Annotated in this window: 17 protein-coding genes; 14 read left to right on the top strand and 3 right to left on the bottom strand. The window is 38.6% G+C overall.

Annotated features, from left to right (window positions below):
- Nucleotides 1–8: 8 nt before the first annotated feature.
- The 6 genes from WBG45_RS16125 (at nucleotide 9) to WBG45_RS16100 (ending at nucleotide 4,875) form a co-directional block, all read left to right on the top strand.
- Nucleotides 9–551 (top strand): GNAT family N-acetyltransferase, encoded by a 543-nt coding sequence (locus tag WBG45_RS16125; RefSeq protein ID WP_424416105.1) that lies wholly within the window; start codon nucleotides 9–11, stop codon nucleotides 549–551.
- Nucleotides 552–1,203: 652 nt separating this feature from the next.
- Nucleotides 1,204–1,839: a class I SAM-dependent methyltransferase gene (locus WBG45_RS16120; protein WP_424416104.1), complete on the top strand. Its 636-nt coding sequence runs from the start codon at nucleotides 1,204–1,206 to the stop codon at nucleotides 1,837–1,839.
- A gap of 12 nt (nucleotides 1,840–1,851) precedes the next feature.
- On the top strand, nucleotides 1,852–2,322 hold the full coding sequence (locus WBG45_RS16115; protein WP_424416103.1) for an S-ribosylhomocysteine lyase: 471 nt from the start codon (nucleotides 1,852–1,854) through the stop codon (nucleotides 2,320–2,322).
- On the top strand, nucleotides 2,322–3,260 hold the full coding sequence (locus WBG45_RS16110; RefSeq protein ID WP_424416102.1) for a PLP-dependent cysteine synthase family protein: 939 nt from the start codon (nucleotides 2,322–2,324) through the stop codon (nucleotides 3,258–3,260). The genes WBG45_RS16115 and WBG45_RS16110 overlap by 1 nt, the downstream gene beginning before the upstream one ends.
- Nucleotides 3,257–4,390 carry a bifunctional cystathionine gamma-lyase/homocysteine desulfhydrase gene (locus tag WBG45_RS16105; protein WP_424416101.1) on the top strand — a complete coding sequence of 378 codons (1,134 nt, stop codon included), beginning with the start codon at nucleotides 3,257–3,259 and terminating at the stop codon, nucleotides 4,388–4,390. The genes WBG45_RS16110 and WBG45_RS16105 overlap by 4 nt, the downstream gene beginning before the upstream one ends.
- 107 nt (nucleotides 4,391–4,497) lie before the next feature.
- Nucleotides 4,498–4,875 (top strand): hypothetical protein, encoded by a 378-nt coding sequence (locus WBG45_RS16100; protein WP_424416100.1) that lies wholly within the window; start codon nucleotides 4,498–4,500, stop codon nucleotides 4,873–4,875.
- 349 nt (nucleotides 4,876–5,224) lie between these two features.
- Here the strand turns inward: WBG45_RS16100 and WBG45_RS16095 are convergent, their stop codons facing one another.
- Entirely contained in the window at nucleotides 5,225–6,001 is a 777-nt protein-coding gene (locus WBG45_RS16095; protein WP_424416099.1) for an enoyl-CoA hydratase-related protein, read from the bottom strand.
- A gap of 116 nt (nucleotides 6,002–6,117) precedes the next feature.
- On the opposite strand from WBG45_RS16095, the gene WBG45_RS16090 reads away from it, so the two are divergent.
- Complete coding sequence (locus tag WBG45_RS16090; protein WP_424416098.1) at nucleotides 6,118–7,731, top strand: ABC1 kinase family protein; 1,614 nt, start codon at nucleotides 6,118–6,120, stop codon at nucleotides 7,729–7,731.
- A 613-nt stretch (nucleotides 7,732–8,344) separates the two neighbouring features.
- Nucleotides 8,345–8,710 carry a hypothetical protein gene (locus WBG45_RS16085; protein ID WP_424416097.1) on the top strand — a complete coding sequence of 122 codons (366 nt, stop codon included), beginning with the start codon at nucleotides 8,345–8,347 and terminating at the stop codon, nucleotides 8,708–8,710.
- Between the two features lie 77 nt (nucleotides 8,711–8,787).
- Here the strand turns inward: WBG45_RS16085 and WBG45_RS16080 are convergent, their stop codons facing one another.
- Nucleotides 8,788–9,336 carry a competence protein ComK gene (locus WBG45_RS16080; protein WP_424416096.1) on the bottom strand — a complete coding sequence of 183 codons (549 nt, stop codon included), beginning with the start codon at nucleotides 9,334–9,336 and terminating at the stop codon, nucleotides 8,788–8,790.
- Nucleotides 9,337–9,523: 187 nt separating this feature from the next.
- Between WBG45_RS16080 and WBG45_RS16075 the strand changes: the two genes are divergently transcribed.
- From WBG45_RS16075 to WBG45_RS16060, 4 genes are all read left to right on the top strand, one after another.
- Nucleotides 9,524–9,763 (top strand): IDEAL domain-containing protein, encoded by a 240-nt coding sequence (locus WBG45_RS16075; RefSeq protein ID WP_424416095.1) that lies wholly within the window; start codon nucleotides 9,524–9,526, stop codon nucleotides 9,761–9,763.
- A gap of 241 nt (nucleotides 9,764–10,004) precedes the next feature.
- Entirely contained in the window at nucleotides 10,005–11,987 is a 1,983-nt protein-coding gene (gene uvrB / locus WBG45_RS16070) for an excinuclease ABC subunit UvrB (RefSeq protein ID WP_424416094.1), read from the top strand.
- Nucleotides 11,988–11,993: 6 nt separating this feature from the next.
- Nucleotides 11,994–14,894: an excinuclease ABC subunit UvrA gene (uvrA, locus tag WBG45_RS16065; protein ID WP_424416093.1), complete on the top strand. Its 2,901-nt coding sequence runs from the start codon at nucleotides 11,994–11,996 to the stop codon at nucleotides 14,892–14,894.
- 78 nt (nucleotides 14,895–14,972) lie between these two features.
- Nucleotides 14,973–16,130, top strand: coding sequence for a DUF4097 family beta strand repeat-containing protein (locus WBG45_RS16060; RefSeq protein WP_424416092.1), 1,158 nt, complete (start codon nucleotides 14,973–14,975; stop codon nucleotides 16,128–16,130).
- 116 nt (nucleotides 16,131–16,246) lie between these two features.
- Here the strand turns inward: WBG45_RS16060 and WBG45_RS16055 are convergent, their stop codons facing one another.
- Nucleotides 16,247–16,864 carry a cyclase family protein gene (locus WBG45_RS16055; RefSeq protein WP_424416091.1) on the bottom strand — a complete coding sequence of 206 codons (618 nt, stop codon included), beginning with the start codon at nucleotides 16,862–16,864 and terminating at the stop codon, nucleotides 16,247–16,249.
- Nucleotides 16,865–17,296: 432 nt separating this feature from the next.
- On the opposite strand from WBG45_RS16055, the gene zwf reads away from it, so the two are divergent.
- Together zwf and WBG45_RS16045 are read left to right on the top strand one after the other, a co-directional pair.
- Nucleotides 17,297–18,751: a glucose-6-phosphate dehydrogenase gene (gene zwf / locus WBG45_RS16050; protein ID WP_424416090.1), complete on the top strand. Its 1,455-nt coding sequence runs from the start codon at nucleotides 17,297–17,299 to the stop codon at nucleotides 18,749–18,751.
- Nucleotides 18,752–18,868: 117 nt separating this feature from the next.
- On the top strand, nucleotides 18,869–20,177 hold a 1,309-nt coding region (locus WBG45_RS16045; protein ID WP_424416089.1), incomplete at its 3' end, for a glucose-6-phosphate isomerase.

Here is a 20,177-nt window from a genome sequence, read left to right as displayed (position 1 = left end):
GAAAGTACTTGAAGGATTTATCATCGCAGGTCCATTTGCGACCTTTTTATGAAGACGATTTATACGAACTTTGGGAAATGAGTGCGAAAGAAGAGAAGCCCGAATGGAAGAAGTGGGATGCACCGTATTATCCATACAAACCGCAGACACTAGAAAATTTCCTTTCAAATAAAGATCGATACCTTCGAAAAGAACATATGTATGCGATTGAAATAAATCAAGAACTCGTTGGTATGGTCTCTTACTACTGGGAACATGAACCTTCTTTGTGGCTTGAAATGGGAATTGTCATATTTAAACCTAAATACTGGAGCGGAGGTTATGGTACCGAGGCGATTAAACAATGGATGAATCGATTGTTTAAAACCATGCCCCTCGTAAGAGTTGGATATACAACCTGGTCTGGAAATGATCGAATGATTCGGGTCGGTGAAAAGCTCGGCATGACGATGGAGGCTCGCATCCGCAAAGTTCGCTTCTACGAAGGTGTTTATTATGATTCCATTCGAATGGGGATTTTACGAGAAGAATGGGAAGCTATAAAAATATAAAATCAAGACCCTTTTCGGCAAATCCGAAAGGGGTTTTTTTGAAAGATAAGAATTTAATTATAGTTTCATAAATCCAGTGTTTCAGGTGTTTTGGGAACAATTAGATTCATTAATATTGTTGATTTCCGTTTTAGGCGGACGCTTTCCGCGGGGCGGGCGGTGAGCCTCCTCGGTCGCTTCGCAATCAGCGGGGTCTCACCTGTCCCGCTGATCCCGTCCGAGTCGCCGCCTTCCACTACAATCCATGAAGTGAGTAGTAACCCACAAGAAAATCTATCAATTGCTTCTTGCGAAGACACGAGTAAATGATTTTAAGATAAGCTAGAGATAGAACTAACCTATAATCGTAGTTGCCATCTATATTAGTTGATTGAAGCGGAGGTGGCGACTTCAGCGGGAATAGCATGAGCTGAAGACCCCGCAGGAACGCAGTGACGAGGAGACTGAAGCCATGCCCGCGAAATGCGTCCATCGTAGCGGAAATCAACAGGCTACTATGGTTACTCTTCTTAAAATGACCGGGCGCACTTTGCACAGGTTTTTTTGAGTGTAAGAGTAGATATAACAATCTAAATATGTTATAAATAAGTCTGTTAACCTAATACCGAGTATTCAGGTAGGAATAATATATGAATAAAAAGGAGAATTTACTATGGGGCGTGAATTCGTAGAAATTTTTGATGATTGGGTAGATTCTTATGATGCATCAGTGTCAGGACAAGATCCTGAATATCGTGATGTATTTGAAAAATATGAAGAAATACTTTCTGGTGTTGCCAACAAGTCTTTTGGTACGGTTGTTGAATTTGGAACAGGAACTGGCAACTTAACGGCGAAGTTAATAGATGAGGGACATAAAGTTATTGGAATCGAACCAAACGATGCAATGCGCGCTGTAACAGCGAAGCGTTTTCCTAACTTAGTTCTTATTGACGGCGATTTATTAGATTTTGAGGCACCACAAAAGGTTGATACGTTTGTTAGTTCGTATGTATTTCACCATTTAAAAGATAATGAGAAAGAAAAAGCTTTATCAACATATGCTAATATATTGCCAGTTGGTGGTAAAGTTGTATTTGCAGATACCGTTTTCACATCAGAAGAAGCTAAACAATCACAGATATTAAAAGAACGTGAACGTGGTTTTAACAACGTGGCTGACGACTTGGAACGCGAGTACTACACAACGATTCCTGTGTTGACGAAGTCCTTTGAAAAAGCAGGATTTGATGTACAATTTGAACAGATGAATGATTTTGTGTGGTTAATGGACGCAACTAAAAAATAAGGAGTGGAAAAGATGAAACAAATGAATGTAGAGAGTTTCAACTTAGATCATACGAAAGTAGTGGCACCATATGTACGATTAGCAGGACGAAAAATGGGTGCAAATGGAGACGAAATTCTAAAATATGATATTCGTTTTAAGCAACCGAATAAAGAACACATGGAAATGGCTGGACTTCATTCTATTGAGCATTTAATGGCCGAAAACATTCGTAATCATACAGATAAAGTGGTAGACATGAGTCCTATGGGATGCCAAACTGGATTCTATTTAGCTGTTATTAATCATGATAACTTTGACGAAATCTTAACAATTTTAGAAAAAACGCTTGAAGATGTTATGCAAGCAACTGAAGTTCCTGCTTGTAATGAAGTACAATGTGGCTGGGCTGCTAACCACAGTTTAGAAGGTGCGAAAGAGATTGCACGTGAGATGCTGTCTAAGAAAGATGAATGGCGTACGGTATTCACGGAGGAAGCATAATGAATGTTTATGGAAGCGTGCACGAATTGATTGGCAATACACCAGTCATAGAAATTAATAATATCGACATTCCGAATAATTGTCGTATCTTTGCTAAGCTTGAGTTCATGAACCCAGGTGGTAGTGTAAAAGATCGTCTGGGTGTTTCTTTATTAAAAGATGCCGTTGACTCCGGTAAACTACAACCAGGCGGAACTATCATTGAGCCAACAGCTGGCAATACAGGAATTGGTGTCGCTTTAGCCGCAATTGGCAAAGGCTACACGGTGAAATTTGTTGTGCCACAAAAGTTCAGTATGGAAAAGCAATCGTTGATGCGTGCACTTGGCGCTGAAGTCATAAATACTCCTACTGAACTTGGAATGAAAGGTGCCATTGCAAAAGCAGCGGAGCTTGTAAAAGAAACTCCGGGTGCTTTTTCACCTTCTCAGTTTTCAAATCCTGCCAATCCAGAAACGTATGTACACACATTAGGACCAGAATTATGGCGTGACCTAGATGGGCGAATTAACGTCTTTGTTGCAGGTGCTGGATCAGGTGGAACATTTATGGGAACAGCGAAGTATTTAAAAGGCAAAAATGCAGACATTAAAACAGTAATCGTTGAACCTGAAGGGTCAATATTAAACGGTGGTAAACCAGGTTCCCATTACACAGAAGGCATTGGAATGGAATTTTTACCAGGCTATATGGATCAAACGTATTTTAACGCGATTCATACTGTTACTGATATAAATGCTTTTGAAAAAATGCGTGTCTTGGCAAAAGAAGAAGGTTTACTTGTCGGTAGTTCTTCAGGAGCCGCTTTTTATGCTGCACTTGAAGAAGCGAAAGTCGCGGAGACAGGAAGTCATATCGTGACGATTTTTGCAGACTCAAGCGAACGATATTTAAGTCAAAATGTTTATGAATTATTGAAGGAGGATGGTGCTAAGTGAGAGCGAAAACAAAATTAATTCATGCGGGAATCGTTGGAGACGAAACCACGGGTGCCGTTTCCACACCAATTTACCAGGTAAGCACATATAAACAAGATGCTGTAGGAGACTTCCGTGGATACGAATATTCACGTACCGGAAATCCAACTCGTCATGCTCTTGAAGTTCTAATTAGTGATTTAGAAGGTGGTCATGCTGGCTTTGCTTTTGGCTCTGGAATGGCAGCTATCAGTTCAGTTATGATGCTTTTTAATTCGGGCGACCATATCGTGATGACTGACGATGTTTACGGTGGTACATACCGTGTCATGACAAAAGTTTTAAATCGTTTTGGTATTGAATCGACATTCGTAGATTCATCAAACGCTGCTGAGTTTGAAGCGGCAATTCAAGAAAATACTAAAGCGGTCTTTATCGAATCTCCAACCAATCCATTATTAAAAGTAACGGATATTGCGGAAATTGCTAAATTAGCAAAAGCAAAAGGTTTATTAACGATTGTGGATAACACGTTTATGACACCTTACTTGCAACAACCATTGTCTCTTGGAGCTGACATCGTGTTGCATAGTGCAACGAAGTACATCGGAGGCCATAGTGATGTGGTAGCTGGTTTAGTTGTTGTAGCGACAGAACAATTAGCAATAGACTTACACGCTGTTCAAAACTCAGTGGGGGCGATTTTAGGACCTCAAGATTCATGGTTACTAATTCGTGGATTAAAAACGCTTGGAATTCGTATGGATGAAACGAATTCAAGTGCACAACGTATTGCAGAATTCTTAGTCGCTCACGAAGCAGTAGGCAAAGTATATTATCCAGGTATTGAGTCTCATACAGGCCACGATATTATGAAAAAACAAACGACTGGTTTTGGTGGAATGATTTCATTTGACGTGGGCAGCACTGAAAAAGCCGATCAGTTGCTCAAGAAATTGAAATACTTTACACTTGCGGAAAGTTTGGGAGCAGTGGAAAGTTTGATTTCCGTCCCGGCAAGAATGACGCACGCTTCAATTCCAGCAGAACGCCGCCAAGAACTCGGTATTTTAGATGGATTGGTACGTATCTCAGTTGGTATTGAAGATGTTGAAGATTTACTTGAAGATTTAGAGCAAGCTTTAGCTTAAATATCGGTTACCATTAGTCACTCCATAGTAATATGGGGTGATTTTTTTGTGTAAACTATTATCAACAATTGAAACATATTCTATAGAAAGGGAAGGGGATGGGGGCAATGAAAAAGTTTAGTTTGTGGCTTGGTGCGTTATTGGTGATTTTCTTTGTACTTATTGCTTTTCGCTACGGTTATCTATTAACGAAAGATGAAGGGACGATTCGTCTTGTTGCCGCCATCTCTATCCTAGATTCCACTCCACGTGACTATGTGAAATTCGATGAAACCATTTTTGTTATTCGGTACGTTTCTGAAAACAGTGGTGACTCCAGATACGATATTATTAAAAAAGTCTTGAGCGATTTAGGATGGTCGTACAAAACTCAAGAAGGGGCAGCACTCTTCTTTCAAAAAGATAAAGACATTCTTGTTGTAGAGACGAAATTATTTACAGGAAATTACTATTTATGGGATGTGCCAATAGAAGCAAGTGAATAGTAGTTTTAATAAAAGCTATGTTAATTATAGGAATTATATTGAAGAAGAGACGAAAGAGTACATTTGCGACGAGTAACCGCAGAAGCAGCTCTTATCTTTGCGACGAGTAACCGCAGGAGCAGCTCTTATCTTTGCGACGAGTAACCGCAGAAGCAGCTCTTATTTTTGCGACGAGTAACCGCAGGAGCAGCTCTTTAAAAGAATGAGACCCACAAGTGTGTGGTTTTCATTCTTGTTGGCTCATACGGAACGTGCGGGCAGCGCAAAGGGTACGATAACAATAATATAATTTAGCAAAGCAAATACAAAAAGCGATTGTAGATGAGCTCAGCTCTACAATCGCTTTTGGCTATTTTCCTTTAAACATCGGTTTGCGTTTTTCTCCAAAAGCAATAAGTGCTTCGACACGGTCTTCTGTCGGAATTGTAATTTCATACGCTTTGCGTTCAATATTTAAGCCAGTATGTAAATCTGCGTTCATGCCATGTTTAATGGCAAACTTCGCTTGTTGTAAGGCAATCGGTCCATTTGCAAGCATTAAATCTGCAAACTTCCCAGTCTCTTCTAGTAAACTTTCCCGAGATACTACTTTTGTTAACATGCCATAAGCCTGTGCTTCGTCTGCTTTCAAGCGACGAGCTGTTAAAATTAGTTCTAATGCTTTGGCTTCACCGATTAAGCGAGGCAAACGCTGTGTGCCGCCTGCACCTGGAATAATGGCTAAGCTTGTTTCAGTTAAACCAAGGACAATGTCGTCAGCCGCGATGCGGAAATCACATGCAAGAGCAAGTTCCATGCCGCCACCAAATGCGTAGCCATTCATCATCGCTATTGTAGGTTGTGGTAAATTTTCAATTGTTGAAAACACTTCGCCTATTTTATAGATATTACGTTTCACTTGTTGCTCTGTTAGAGTTTTGCGTTCTTTTAAATCTGCTCCTACACTGAATGCTTTTTCCCCTGCTCCAGTGAAAACAACGACACGAATGTCTGGATTAATTCGGATGGATTCCGCTATTTGACCGAGTTCACGTAACATTTCATAGTTAAATGCGTTCATTGACTCAGATCGGTTTAATGTGACGATTGCTAAATTTCCCTTTTGTTCATAATGAATGGCTTCCATTGGATATCCCCCTTAGAATGTTCACAATTTCGAAATTTTTTCTCATACAAAACATATCACTATTTGGACGTTGTTGCCATCACTCCTTATAATGGAGGTCAAAGGAGGCGCTTGAAATGGATCGTTTGGCAATATATCGGATTTATCGCATTGTGTGGATGTCCGTAAAGTTTTTTTTACAAGTAACACTTTTTCAGCGCCGCTATAAAGGCCGATGGACACCAGTAACAAACGAAAAATGGGAGCGACTTGTTACAAAACAAGCAAAAGAATATAAACGTACTGCGCTTAAGCTAGGCGGTTTAATGATTAAGATGGGCCAATTTTTATCGACACGTGCAGACATTATGCCTCCCTCATTTATTGCAGAGCTAGAAGGGTTAACAGACCGAGTTCCCGCGGTTCCAAGAAAAGATGCAATTGCTCTACTAGAAGAAGAGTGGAACACATCACATAGCGATTATGTCGAAAACTTATCTGACAAACCGGTGGCTTCGGCTTCTATTGGGGAAGTCTATAAAGGGACACTAAAAGACGGTACACCTGTAGCTGTTAAAATTCAACGTCCAGACATAGACCGCATTTTACGTGCTGATTTTCGCGCAATGAAAATCGTTATTTGGTTAGTGAAACGCTTTACGGCTTTTGGTAAACAAATCGATTTTAATTTATTGTATAGTGAAATGGTTAATACCATTGGTGCAGAACTTAATTTTTTACAAGAATTACAAAATGGACGCAATTTTGCAGATCGTTTTGAAGAAATGCCGGGTGTTCGTTTTCCCGTGTATTATGATGAATTCTCTACACGCCGTGTTCTGGTAATGGAGTGGATTGAAGGCGCGCGTATTACCGATTTAGCGTTTATCGACGCGAATGGATTAAATCGCCGCGACTTATCGGAGCGATTGTTCCGCTTGTTTTTAGAACAAGTTCTAGACGGTGGACAATTCCACGCTGACCCACACGGTGGAAATATACTAATTAAACCTGATGGTACCATCGTTTTGATTGATTTCGGAATGGTTGGGTCCATTAGTAAAGAAGAAGCACGATCAGTATTGAAAGTAGTGGAAGGAATTCTTTTCAAACAATATGATCAAGTAATCGATGGATTAGAAGAGTTGAGGTTCCTGTTGCCACATGCGGATCGTCGAGTACTTGCTGACGCGATTTCTCGTGTTGTGGCGGCATATGAGTCACAAGAATTGACCCAGATGGACAGTTTTGTTGTAGACAGATTGTTAGCTGACATTAAAACAATTGTCCGTACACAACCCGTGCAGCTTCCAGCAGAATTCGCCTTTTTTGGTCGTGCTGTTTCCACATTCGTTGGAGTTCTTCACGTGTTAGATCCGAAGGTAGATTTACTGGCAATAGCACGTCCTCGCGTTTTGGAGTGGGTAGCGAAGCAAAGAGGTGGAGAAAAATCATTTTCAAAAGATGATGCAGTGCGTATAGCCTTAAATGCGATTGGGCCATTACGTGCCCTCCCACAAAAAATTGTTAATTATCTTGATGAACCGGCCCGCATGAGAGAATACATGCAAATACGAGATGTAGGACTGGAAGTAGAACGCTCTAAATTGCAAACGCGTATGTTTGCAGGAATTGTTGGGGTGATATCTTTAGTTACCATATTCTTTGGAGTGTGGGATGAACATATTCCACTAATCGCCACATCAGGATTTTTCTTTCTAATAGCAGCCTTTATTTTTAGGCTCAGTTAAACGATATTGTTTATTTTCGTGCCATACGGACGCTTTCCTCGGGCGGTCAACTAGCCTCCTCGTGGCAACGGGATGTTGGTCACGAAGGCATTGTCAAATTTCTTAGCTCTGCATTTTGCGACGAGTAACCGCAGGAGCAATCTTCTTTGCGACGAGTAACCGCAGGAGCACCATGTTTCCCCGCCGCCTTCTACTACAATCATTCTTGTGAACAGGTATATGAGAAAGCTTTCGATTTAGTGATATGGAGCAAAACAGTGAAGACTCCAGCGGGAATAGCGAAGTGCAGAAATCCACTCGGACGTTAAGTCCGAGTGAGTTCGGCGCAAGCCCGCGGAAAGCGTAACTGTTTTGCGGAATATCAACAGCAACATTTAACATAGCCTACTTTTAAAGGACAATCACCTAAATAATACTGAAGCCATCTCTTTGTGAGGTGGTTTTTTTTATGGCTTTTTAGGATAAATAACTCTAGTTATCTCACATTATAGTTAACTTGAAGTGAGACGCATCAAGGCTTTGAATGAAAAATACCCTAAATTCCCACTTGTAATTTCTTGAAATAAGCGTACAATATAAAATACGAACAAACGTTCTTAAAGGAGGCGAGAACATGCCGCTCATTCCATCCGAAAGTTTACCTTATTTCGAGAAAATGATTTATTTGCCGATGGTATTAACCATTTTGGAGCGGGATCGAGAAATCGTTGAAAAAGGTCCCTTCAAATTGAAGAAACCTTATGTTGCGATGATTGAGCATGCAGTAAAAGAAGCGCAGCGGGAACTAAAAGACACGAAGCTCTATTTGCGCCAACATAACATGAAAGTCATTCGTGGCAATCGAGACGATACCTTTACCGAATACGTTTTCTTTCACAGTGGATACGAAGAACATCGTCGCTACTTAAACGTAAGACTGCGGAATCGAGTGGAGGAATTACTTGGCGTGTATCTATCGGTTGCCAAACAAGCAAATTGAGAGAAATAACCGCGAAGGTTACACCAAAAAGCATAATAAAAAGCCCTTTTAAAGAGCGAAGGGCTTAAGTCTATGTATCATCTCTTAGGATTTTTTCGAGTTGGAGTATATGTAAGTTTTGACTGGGAAAAGGGATGATTCATCTGGTCACGCGTTTTTTGAAAATGATTCGTCAGGAAATGGGAAAGAACAAATTGCCTGCACATTGTAGAATGAGAAACATTAACTGGTAGGACTTGAGAATTAGTGAAATGTACCAAACATTGACTGTGAGAGTTAATGGAATAACGATCAATAGCAGAAAAAGAAATCCAAATATTCCCTTCAGATTCAGCTGAAAGTGTAGGCATCATAATTAAAGGGACTCCAAAATCATGTGAAATCATGAGAGGAAGTTTGTGTAAACGTCCAATTGATTCTCTCGAAAAAAAGGTAGCATGTTTATAAGAATTTCCATAAAAAACGAGTGACTTTTTTATAATTGAACTAGGTTTCATTTTTACAAGAAATTCAGTATGATTTTCGATGACTCTAGTGTAAAGATTATTCTCAATCCAAATTGGTACGAGTGCAACGGTATTGAATGAAACTAGGTAATTAGATGTTGTTGAAAACTTTTCCCCCATGTATTCACTCCCCTATTAGTAGACTACAAACCCTATTATAGAGAAAATTGGTAATTAATCAACACTAATTTCCTAATAATTATAAATATTTAGAAAAAAATAAAACATGGTGAATTTTCAGAAAAAACATTTGCAACTTCCTAGAGTTTTTACTTATAATAGAAAAAAGGCATCCGAGGTGATTGCAATGGATAAGTATTATTCATATGCTGATTTTCTAAAAGCGATGGGGCGAAATCAAACCGTTAGTGAAGCGGAAAAACTGTTGAACGAAATCTACATGGATTTATTTCTAAACCATGTACATAGAGAACAACGGAAAGATCGCTTATTAACCTTGATTGATAACGCGCTCGATCAAAAAGATAGAGGATCGTTTGTTGAGTACGCAAACGAATTATGTCAGTTGCAGCAAGACAGTGTGTAATTTTGATTCTATAGATATGTGAATCATCCGCTCTTTTTGAAGAGCGGATTTTCTTTATGTCCAAATCAATAGGTTCTACCTAGGCGAACACAAGCCGTTCATCGCCACTTTTCGTTCGAAAAACATATGTTCGCTTTTTGTTCGTATTAAAATGGGGAATATGATAAAATATGAACAATAAATAAAAATGATTAACGAGAGCTAAAGCATCCATTTTTTCTATTAAGTTAGGGGAGAAACCATGAAACAATCTTTTGATTTACAGGCTCCTTATACACCAGATGGAGACCAACCACAAGCGATTCAAGAATTGATAAAAGGGATTGAAGAAGGTAAGAAGTATCAAACATTGCTCGGTGCGACAGGAACAGGTAAAACATTTACCGTTTCTAATGTCGTAACCGAAATTAAAAAGCCGACATTGGTCATGGCTCATAATAAAACACTTGCCGGACAACTATATAGTGAGTTTAAAGAATTCTTTCCAAATAATGCGGTGGAGTATTTCGTTAGTTTCTACGATTACTATCAACCAGAAGCATATGTACCGCAAACAGATACGTATATCGAAAAAGATTCAAGCATCAATGAAGAAATTGATAAGTTGCGTCACTCTGCAACCTCGGCCTTATTTGAACGAGAAGATGTATTAATAGTTGCATCTGTTTCATGTATATACGGTTTAGGTAATCCTGAGGAGTACCGTGATATGGTATTGTCTCTCCGTATGGGGATGGAAATTGAACGCAATCAATTGCTTCGTAAATTAGTCGATATTCAATATGAACGAAATGATATGAACTTTGTGCGAGGAAAGTTCAGAGTTCGAGGAGATGTGGTTGAAATTTTCCCAGCTTCTCGAGATGAACGTTGTATTCGTGTTGAGTTTTTCGGTGACGAAATCGATCGAATTCGTGAAGTAGATGCATTAACTGGTGAAATCATCGGAGAAAGGGAACATGTTGCAATCTTTCCAAACTCCCACTTCGTTACACGTGAAGAAAAATTGCTAGTAGCGATTGAAAATATTGAAGTTGAATTAGAGCAACAATTAAAAGTCCTTCGAGGTGAAGATAAGTTACTGGAAGCGCAAAGACTAGAACAACGCACTCGCTATGACTTAGAGATGATGAGAGAAATGGGCTTTTGTTCAGGGATAGAAAACTACTCACGCCATTTAACACTTGGTGAGCCAGGAGCAACTCCATATACATTACTGGATTACTTCCCAGACGACTTCTTAGTGGTCGTCGACGAAAGCCATGTAACATTACCTCAAGTCCGTGGGATGTTCAATGGTGACCAAGCACGTAAAAAAATGTTAGTAGATCATGGTTTCCGTTTACCATCTGCAATGGATAACCGTCCATTAACATTCCAAGAATTTGAGGGACATATGAAACAAGCGATTTTCGTTTCAGCTACACCAGGACCTTATGAACTGGAACACACACCAGAAATGGTGGAACAAATTATTCGACCAACAGGACTATTAGACCCGACAATCGATGTTCGCCCTATTGAAGGACAAATTGATGATTTAATTGATGAAATTCGTCAACGTGCAGAGCGTAACGAACGTGTGCTGGTTACTACATTAACGAAAAAAATGTCCGAGGATTTAACTGATTACTTAAAAGAAATAGGCATTAAAGTTAACTATTTACACTCAGAGATTAAAACACTGGAGCGTATTGAGATTATTAGAGAACTTCGAATGGGAACGTATGACGTATTAGTAGGAATCAACTTACTGAGAGAAGGTCTTGATATTCCAGAAGTGTCACTCGTGGCAATACTTGATGCGGATAAAGAAGGATTTTTACGTTCGGAACGTTCACTTATCCAGATCACCGGACGAGCAGCTCGAAACTCTAGTGGACACGTTATCATGTATGCTGATCGCATGACGGATTCAATGACGAAAGCCATAGGAGAAACAGAACGTCGTCGCAACATTCAGATTGCCTATAACGAAAAACATGGAATTACACCTAAGACGATTCAAAAGAAAATTCGCGATGTTATTCGTGCATCTCATAATGCTGAAGAAACAACTACTTATATGGAAAAAGTAACAAAAGGTAAGAAGTTAACAAAAGATGAGAAAGAGACTTTATTGTTAACACTGGAAAAAGAAATGAAAGATGCAGCGAAGGCGCTTGATTTCGAACGTGCAGCTGAACTGCGTGACACGATTTTGGAACTGAAAGTGGAAGGATGAAGTCATTTGAGAAATCAAGAAATTCGTATAGAAGGTGCACGTGCACACAATTTAAAAAATGTTAGTTTAACCATTCCACGCGATAAACTTGTTGTTATGACAGGTTTATCAGGTTCTGGTAAATCGTCACTTGCTTTCGATACCATATATGCAGAAGGTCAACGACGTTACGTAGAGTCGTTATCATCTTATGCCCGCCAATTTTTAGGCCAAATGGATAAACCAGATGTGGACGTAATTGAAGGCTTGTCCCCAGCCATTTCGATTGATCAGAAAACAACAAGTCGTAACCCGCGTTCGACAGTAGGTACTGTAACCGAGATTTACGATTATTTACGTCTGTTATTTGCCCGTGTAGGGAAGCCGATTTGTCCAAATCACGGTATCGAAATTTCTTCTCAAACTATTGAACAAATGGTCGATCGATTGATGGAATTTCCAGAAAAAACGCGTATGCAAATTTTAGCCCCAATCGTCTCTGGTCGAAAAGGGACACATGTCAAAATGCTTGAAGATGTGAAGAAACAAGGGTATGTACGTGTACGAGTTAACGGAGATTTAATGGATTTAGATGATGATATTAATTTGGATAAAAATAAAAAGCATGACATTGAGATTGTAATTGACCGAGTTGTTATGAAAGAAGACAGTGCCCCGAGGCTAGCAGATTCATTAGAAGCAGCACTAAGACTAGCGGATGGACGAGTGTTAATTGATGTTATGGAACACGAATTATTGTTGTTTAGTGAACACCATGCATGTCCGATTTGTGGCTTTTCAATCGGTGAACTAGAACCACGCATCTTTTCATTCAACAGCCCTTTTGGTGCATGTCCAGAGTGTGATGGACTTGGTACGAAGCTAGAAGTTGACCCAGAACTCGTCATTCCTGATTGGTCGAAGTCGTTAAGTGAAGGTGCTATTGCTCCATGGGAACCGACGAGTTCGCAGTACTATCCGCAACTGTTAGCCGCTGTGTGCAAACATTATAAAATAAATATGAAAAAGCCTGTTGAAAAACTGCCAAAAGATCAAATGGATAAAGTGCTTCATGGATCTGGAACGGATAAAATCCGATTCCGTTACGAAAATGATTTTGGACAAGTTCGAGATAATGAAATTTATTTTGAAGGCGTTCTAAAAAATATCGAACGTCGATATAAAGAAACATCTTCGGATTATATTCGTGATCAAATGGAAAAATATATGGCACAACAAGACTGTCCAACATGTACAGGGTATCGCTTAAAGCCTGAAACATTAGCTGTTAAAGTGGCATCACTTCATATAGGACAAGTAACAGCATTTTCGATTGAAGAAGCAGATGCATTTTTCAAATCGTTGGAGTTATCCGAAAAAGATATGCAAATTGCACGTCTTATTTTACGTGAACTTCATGAACGATTAGGGTTCCTTATTAATGTAGGATTAGACTACTTAACATTAAATAGAGCAGCGGGTACATTATCGGGTGGTGAGGCACAGCGCATACGTTTAGCGACTCAAATCGGTTCACGTTTAACGGGTGTCCTTTACATTTTAGATGAGCCCTCAATTGGTTTACATCAACGTGATAACAACCGCTTAATTGATACACTAAAAAATATGCGTGATATTGGTAACACGTTAATTGTAGTTGAACATGATGAAGACACCATGATGGCAGCGGATTATTTAATAGATGTTGGCCCTGGGGCTGGAGTTCATGGTGGCGAGATCGTAGCGGCAGGAACGCCGACACAAGTAATGAAGAGTACGAAGTCGATTACTGGTCACTATTTAAGTGGAAAGAAATTTATTCCACTTCCCACTGAACGTCGAAAACCTGATGGTCGTATGATTTCGATAAAAGGGGCAACAGAAAATAACTTGAAAAATGTATCGGTAGATATCCCTCTAGGTGTCTTTACTTCTGTTACAGGTGTATCAGGTTCAGGAAAAAGTACATTAATTAATGAAATTTTGCATAAATCATTGGCACAGAAATTAAATCGTGCAAAAGCTAAGCCAGGAAAACATAAAGAAGTAACTGGAATCGAACAGCTTGAGAAGGTTATCGATATTGACCAATCCCCAATTGGTCGAACACCTAGATCAAACCCAGCAACTTATACAGGAGTTTTCGATGATATCCGTGATGTGTATGCATCAACGAATGAAGCGAAAGTTCGAGGGTACAAAAAAGGACGTTTCAGTTTCAACGTCAAGGGTGGTCGCTGTGAAGCTTGTCGAGGCGACGGGATTATAAAAATTGAAATGCACTTCTTGCCAGACGTCTATGTACCTTGTGAAATTTGTCACGGCAAGCGTTATAATCGTGAAACACTAGAAGTAAAATACAAAGGTGAAAACATTGCTGACGTATTACAAATGACTGTTGAAGATGCGGTCAAATTCTTTGAGAATATTCCAAAGATAAAACGCAAACTTCAGACGATTGTTGACGTTGGGTTAGGATATATGACGTTAGGTCAACCAGCTACAACGTTATCCGGAGGTGAAGCACAGCGTGTGAAATTGGCTTCTGAATTACACAAACGCTCGAATGGTAAGTCTTTCTATATTTTAGATGAACCGACAACTGGATTACATGCACATGATATTGCACGATTACTAATCGTCTTACAACGTTTAGTGGAGAGCGGTGACACGGTTCTAGTTATTGAACATAATTTAGATGTAATCAAAACATCAGATTATGTGATTGACCTAGGTCCTGAAGGTGGAGACAAAGGTGGAACGATTTTAGCAGTGGGAACTCCTGAAGAAATTGCCAAAGTTAAAAAGTCTTATACAGGTCACTATTTAAAGCCAATACTTGAACGAGATAGCAAGCGTATGGAAGAGCAAATTGCTAAAGCGTCATCAAAAAGAAAGCCGAAAAAAGAAACAGTTTCAGTAAAATGAAACTTTTCCTGTTTCTAATCCGTATGTATTAGGGAAGAACAAAGTCCGCGCAAAGCGGCTTTGAAGGAGGCCAAATTTATGCAAGAAGAACGTAAACGCATTTTAGATTCAGTCGAAAAAGGGACGATATCTGCTCAAGAAGCGTTAATATTGCTAGAGGCTCTAGGAAATGAGGGGGCTGCAAGTGCATCAGCTTATGCTGGCACAGGTCACTCTGAATCAAAAACTCATTCTACACACACAAATTCAGAAACACACAACAAGAAATCCACGTCCTCTCAAGCAGAAGATTTTATGGAAGATATTAAACGAGATTTTACCCAATTCAGTGACCGCTTCATGCAATTTATGCAAACAACTGTAGGGAAAATGAAATCTTTTGATTTCGATATGCCATTTGGTGAACCGAATGAATTTCATCACACTGTTACGACAGAAAACGTTGACTTTAAAGAGATATCTGTAGATATTGCAAATGGTAAATTTGAAATATATCCGTCACAAGACGGTCAAGTACGTGCAGAATGTCATGTGAAGGTCTACCGCACGTCACAAGAACAGGATACAAAGAAAGAGTTTCTTGAGAAGTTTGTATTTGTCGTTGATCAACAACGATTACGAATCATTAGTGATTTGAAAACTACCTCTGTAAATGTCGTTTTATATGTACCAAAACAGCTGTATGATTCAATTTCAGTTCGCTTGTTTAATGGTGCCTTTATCGGAAAGCATTTAGAAGTAGATCGTTTGAAAGTAAAAACAGCCAATGGCAAGATTGAACTGAAAGATGTTCAAATCGAAGATGGTGAAGTTCAAACTGCAAATGGTGCGATTCAAATAAAAGACGCTAAAGGTAATAAAATTGATGCTGAAACCCTCAATGGAAAAATTTATATCGATGGTCATTTGGTAGACATTGAGGCACAGTCTGTTAACGGACATGTCGTTGTTACCACAAAAAATATAGAAGCTCGTAAAATTGAAGGTCGCGCGGTAGCTGGAACAGTAGAAATCTATGTTCCTTCAACAGTTGCTTTACAAGGCGACATAGCTTCAAACTTTGGAAAAATGGATGTTGCGCTATCTGATGTGACACGAGTAAATGAGCAAGAGCATTTCTTGCAAAAAAATATCCGTTTTACAAAAGAAATTGCAGGATCTACAGTTGCTCCTCTTTACATTAAGGGCGAGGCCAAAACCGGTTCAGTTCTTGTTCGTTACATCTCTTCTGAATAATGAAGAGTGCATCAAAATAAAAAACCCCATATCTCAGACACTTTTAAAAAAGTGTCTGGATTTGGGGTTTTTCTATGGATTTTTTCGAAATACTGTACCTCTAATATCAGAGAAGCTTATTGTAGTCCTTCAAATAACAACACTCTTGCAGGTGAACCGTCTGTACCCTCTAACTTAAGTGGTGCAGCAACCATAAAATATTCACCTTGATTAATTGCCTTTAAGCGAAGTCCTTCAATGATAATAATTTTTTTGGCAAATAATGTTTTATGAGTTGGATGCCCTTCTTGACTACGTTCGATTCCAAGTGTGTCTATTCCTACCCCTCGTACACCTATCTCAGAAAGGTATTCTGCTCCGTCTTGCGCAAGATAAATAAAATCGAAATTAAATGTATCCTCAAAAGAATTTTTCGTTTTGAAAAATACGAAATCGTCTTTTTGAATATCAAATCTTTCTAAATCCTTTTTCGAAATTCCATCTTCCACTTGCGTTAAATCGAAAACTTTACATTGTCCCACAAGATCATCCATTGAGATTGTTTCAAACGTATCACCATCAATAACCATATGACGTGGGGCATCAATGTGTGTCCCTGTATGTACATCTAATTCAAGGCGAGTTTCCGTGACATATCCATTTGTTACGTGATTCATTTTTGGTTGTTTTTCTGATTTATTCTTATAAACGGTCATTCCTTCAAAAATAGTTCCAGTAACGTCATACATTTTCATTTTATAATCCCATCCTATAAAAGTATTTTCTTCATATGCATTAAGGTTATCCTCGCATGTACTTTATTAAGTTGTCTAGTAAAACTACTTTTTCTTTTTGTATATACACAGTTTTTTGGAAGCGACTTGCTATATGACAAAGTCTATAAAAAAATTTGTGTTTATATTCTGTGGTTGGGTATATTACGAATGTACAAGTTAAGCCTATACTTCATACAGTCTACAGTATGTTTTTTGTTACTAACTATATCAATAGTAACTAGCTGTTAATAAAGTGCGTACTTACAAAAAAACAGGATAAACATTATACTTACTTTTGTACTAAATCTACTATGAGTGGATGAACGAAAAATCTTAATATTCTTTTATTATAAATAACCAAAAATAAGCATTATTCTAGTGTGGAAATGTTTTTGAAGTGGAGGAAAAAAAGTGGATTCTATGACTTTTGTTTTGTTTGGGGCTACGGGGGATTTAGCTAAGAGAAAGATCTATCCGGCCTTGTTTAATTTATTTCTAGATAATAAATTACCGAATTCTTTTTTAATTATTGGTGTAGGAAGAGGAGAATTATCTGATGATGATTTTCAAGCACGTATAAAAGAATCGTTACTAACTTTTTCTAGACATTTAACGAATGAAAAACCTCAAATAGAAGAGTTTGTAAAGTTATGTCGTTATAGCCGTTTAGATGTCACGGATGCTGAAGATTATAATAAATTGCTTGAAGTCGTTCAACAAAGTGAAAAAGACAGAGAAACGAAAGAAAATCGTATGTTTTATCTATCTGTTGCACCTGAATTTTTTGATATGATTGCATCGAACATCAAGAAGAGCGGATTAAGCTCAACGAATGGATGTAAACGATTGATTATCGAAAAACCATTTGGGCATGACTTGGAATCTTCACAACATTTAAACGAAAAATTAAGCAATGCTTTTGAAGAAGACGAAATTTATCGCATAGACCATTACCTTGGAAAGCCTATGGTTCAAAATCTTGAGGCGTTAGGATTTGCCAACCCTATACTTCAAGCATTGTGGAACAATCAACATATTGCCAATGTCCAGATTACCGCTAGTGAAACGGTTGGTGTAGAAGCGAGAGCAGGTTATTATGACAAAGCAGGTGCGATTCGTGATATGGTTCAAAATCATATGCTACAACTGCTAATGATGACGGCTATGCACCTTCCGACACAGATAAGTACGACGGACATTCGTTCTGAGAAGATAAAAGTCATGGAAGCTCTTCGACCACTAAAAAAAGTTGAGGTAGTTGATCACGTGGTACGCGGACAATATGGTCCAGGCGAAATACAGGGGTCTGGCGTAATAGGGTATAATAAAGAACCAGGTGTTGCCACTTCTTCTAAAAATGATACATTTGTAGCAACTCGCGTATGGATAGACAATGATTTTTGGCAGGGTGTACCCTTCTACATTCGTACCGGAAAGAGAATGAATGAGAAATTCACGAAAATCGTAATTGAATTTAAAAACCCATTAAAGGATTTGTTTAGAAACGACAACCAAAATGCTGCACCAAATTTATTAGTTATCAATGTAAGCCCATATGAAGGTGTATCGATGCAACTAAATAGCAAAAATCCTCAAAACGGGAATTTAGAACCTATTGTTGTTGATTTTTCTTCGAGCGAAAAAGATGTACCAGAAGCCTATGAGTTATTGATTTTTGATGCTTTACGTGGTGATTCGACATTCTTTGCTCATTGGAAAGAAGTTGAATTATCTTGGCAATGGGTACAACCTATTCTAGAGGCATTTGAGGAAGACATCCTTCCGCTTCATCAATATCCTGCAGGTTCAATGGGACCTGCCCCATCTAATCAATTATTGAAAGAGGATGGATTTAAATGGTGGTAGGAAACTCTACTGCCATTGGTGAAGGTTGAACTTTGGAGAATAGTGAAATCGACTTTTAAAAGAGTAGACGGATAATACCCGAAAAATAAGTAGTTCATTCGAAAGGGGAAAAAAAGTATGACAGTTTCTTTTGATTACACTAATGCACTATCATTTATGGAAAAGAGTGAAGTAGATAATTTAAGTGAATTTGTAAAAGTTGCACACGATATGCTTCATGAAAAGAAAGGTCCAGGTTCTGACTATGTTGGGTGGGTAGATTTACCAATCAATTATGATAAGAATGAATTTGATAGAATTAAACAAGCAGCAGAGAGAATCAAAAACCAATCTGATGCTCTTATTGTCATCGGTATTGGAGGGTCATATCTAGGTGCTCGAGCAGCAATTGAAGCTCTATCTCATAGTTTTCACAATCAAATGAAAGATAAAACTCAAGTTTATTTTGCAGGTCAAAATATCAGCTCTACTTATCTAACTCATTTATTTGAGCTATTAGAAGGTAAAGATATCTCTGTCAATATCATTTCTAAATCAGGAACAACTACAGAACCTGCACTTGCTTTCCGTATTTTCCGCGATTTTATGGAGAAAAAATATGGAAAAGAAGAGTCCAAAAAACGTATTTTTGCTACTACAGATCAGTCAAAAGGGGCATTAAAAGAGCTTGCTGATAAAGAAGGCTATGAAACCTTTGTAATTCCAGATAATGTAGGAGGAAGATATTCAGTTCTTACAGCAGTGGGTCTATTACCGATTGCTGTAGCAGGACTAAATATTGACCAAATGATGGCAGGGGCTGCAAATGCTGCTGTTAAATACAATAATCCGGATTTAGCTACGAATGAAAGTTATCAGTATGCTGCAGTTCGAAATGCACTTTACAATAAAGGGAAAGTCATTGAACTCCTTGTTAACTATGAGCCTTCACTACATTATGTTTCTGAATGGTGGAAACAATTGTTTGGCGAAAGTGAAGGAAAAGATCAAAAAGGTCTGTTTCCTGCAGCTGTAGATTTTTCAACTGATTTACATTCAATGGGGCAATATGTACAAGAAGGTAGACGTAACCTTTTTGAAACAGTTCTTCAAGTGAAGAAACCTCTAGTTGAAGTGACCATTCAAGAGGATCCGGAAGACACTGATGGATTAAATTTCTTAGCTGGCAAGACAATGGATGAAGTTAATAAAAATGCATTCCAAGGTACTCTTTTGGCACATATAGACGGGGGAGTTCCAAACCTTGTGATTGAATTCGATGAAATGAATGAATACACCTATGGTGAGATGGTTTATTTCTTCGAAAAGGCATGTGGGATTAGCGGATATTTGCTCGGAGTGAACCCGTTTGATCAACCTGGAGTCGAAGCATACAAGAAGAATATGTTTGCTTTACTTGGTAAACCAGGCTTTGAAGCTGAGAAAA

Origin of the sequence: Paenisporosarcina sp. (assembly GCF_049671445.1) — a bacterium.
GTDB lineage: Bacteria > Bacillota > Bacilli > Bacillales_A > Planococcaceae > Paenisporosarcina.
Note: the sequence above shows the minus strand (reverse complement) of the source record. Positions and strands in the feature narration are given on the sequence as shown.